Origin of the sequence: Aestuariivirga sp. (genome assembly GCF_037139295.1) — a bacterium.
Classification (GTDB): Bacteria; Pseudomonadota; Alphaproteobacteria; order Rhizobiales; family Aestuariivirgaceae; genus Aestuariivirga.
In genome coordinates this window covers 1-1,915 of sequence record NZ_JBAXGR010000272.1, presented here as the reverse complement: position 1 = coordinate 1,915, position 1,915 = coordinate 1, and the positions used below count along the sequence as shown (strand labels likewise).

The 1,915-nt window shown below is 56.6% G+C and carries 1 protein-coding gene and 1 pseudogene; one reads left to right on the top strand and one right to left on the bottom strand.

Annotated elements, in window-relative coordinates; all coding sequences use genetic code 11:
* Positions 1 to 79: 79 nt before the first annotated feature.
* Positions 80 to 229, top strand: a pseudogene (locus tag WCJ41_RS21820) (IS5/IS1182 family transposase); the annotation flags it as partial.
* Between the two features lie 249 nt (positions 230 to 478).
* Here WCJ41_RS21820 and WCJ41_RS21815 read toward each other — a convergent pair.
* A complete protein-coding gene (locus WCJ41_RS21815; protein WP_336907936.1) occupies positions 479 to 1,777 on the bottom strand; it encodes an amidohydrolase family protein in 1,299 nt (432 codons plus the stop codon).
* Positions 1,778 to 1,915 lie beyond the last annotated feature (138 nt).

The window sequence follows — 1,915 nt, the reverse complement described above, 5'->3', positions numbered from 1 at the left end:
TGCGAATATTGAGCAGTTCATACGGATGACGCTTGCAGCGTCCTGTGTACAGCGTGGAAATAGCTTTATCCAGCATTTCTTCGATAAGTAACGCTAAAAGACCCGGCATAGGATCGAGAGCATGTTAGGCAGGCTCAAGTGCTGGAGGCGCATCTCAAACCGTTGCAATCGATGTGCCCACACCTTCTTTTCAGCCATCTGCATAGCGGCCGCCCTCATCTTCTATCTTAACGCGTACTCCTCAGGGGAAAAGGGAAGCGGAGCTATGAGAGGGCCCCTTCCATCTTCAATCTTAAGCCTCACAATATGCCTCCTGAGTCCCGCGGAAGGTGAAGTGACGGTTCGGTTCGAAGATATCTGAACTTGAAAATCACTCCTCCAACGCATGGCTGGCTCGACCAATTATTAGACGAGAATGCCATGCTCTGTTGGAAGCAAGTCGATCAGCCTAAGGCGTCCGGTGTTCTCGGCGGCGTTCTCACGCGGCCTTGCGGTGCGGCATGGCGCCGCCCAAGTTCTGGGCGCGCTTCGCAAAGCGCCCACCCTTGAGCACGGCAACGATTTGGTCCTGGTCCTGGAGCAGCCTGATATTGGCAATCGGGTTGCCGTTCAGAAGAATAAGGTCTGCGTAGTATCCGGGCTTGATCTGACCGGTGCTGTTCTCCATGCGCATTAGTTCTGCGCCCTGACGCGTGGCCGCGACGATGGCTTCCATGGGAGTAAAGCCGAAGAGCTCAACGAAGAGCTCGAGGTCCTTTGCATTCTCGCCGATCGGGTTGGTAACGAAGGCGCCGTAGTCCCCTCCCGGAAGCACGCGCACGCCACGGCGATGAAGATCGCGCATGCAGGCGGTTACGGTCTCAACCTCGTTTTCCATTGAAGCGATCTTCTCCGAACTCCAGTTCAGGCCGAACTCCCTGTGTCGGCGCAGCATGCTGATTGGCAGCCCAGCAGCAGGAGCGACGAATACACGGTCCTTTGCCTGTTCCAGCATGTCGCGTGCCTCCTCGTCGGCATGCGGTGCATGATAGATCACGTGGACACCCTGCCGAACGCACATCTTGACGCCCGAGGAACTGGTACAGTGGGTGGCGACCATGAGCCGTCGGGCATTCGCAACTTCCATGACGGCTGCGAGCTCTCGCTCAGCAATCACGGTGACGGTATCGTCAGCATGCATATGCCCCCAATCACGGTCGCCCGACACATTCACCTTGATCGTATCCACCCCGTCACGCGCAGCGAGCCGTGCCGCCTTGGTAAACTCATCCGAACCATCACAGGTGACCGTGAAGCGGACGTTGCGCGGGAAGGTTAGGTAATTGGTATCAAGGTCGCCAAGATTGCCTGACGGCGATATTTCCTGTCCTGCCGCCCGCATCCGCGGTCCCGCGAATAGTCCTTTGTTGATGGCATCCCGGACGGCCACATCGACGCGAGGCTTGGCGGATGCAGCAGAGAACAGACTGGTGAACCCACGTTTCAGCAGCATCTGCGCATTGGCCAAGGCTATGAGCGAATGATCCTCCGGTTGGATCTCAACCGCCTGGTACATTGAAGAAAGATCATTAAACGAGATGTGGCAGTGCGATTCTGTCATCCCGGGCATCATGGTAAGCCCCTCGCAGTTGATCACCGTGTCAGGGTTCGGAGCATTCATTTCTGCGACGGCGGGCACAACCGCGATAATCCGTTCATCTTCGACCAGTACGCTTCCCTGGAAACCCACTGCGCCGGAACCGTCAATGATCGTCGCATTCTCGAACTTCGTGAGCATCTCACAGATCCTCCCCTGTCCAACCCTATGCCGGATCACCCGCACTCCAGTGTCGACTGAAGACCGATGTGATCATCCAATTTAACCGACATCCACCGGATGACCGGCCTGTTAGGTGGAAGACTTGCGCAATTTTGG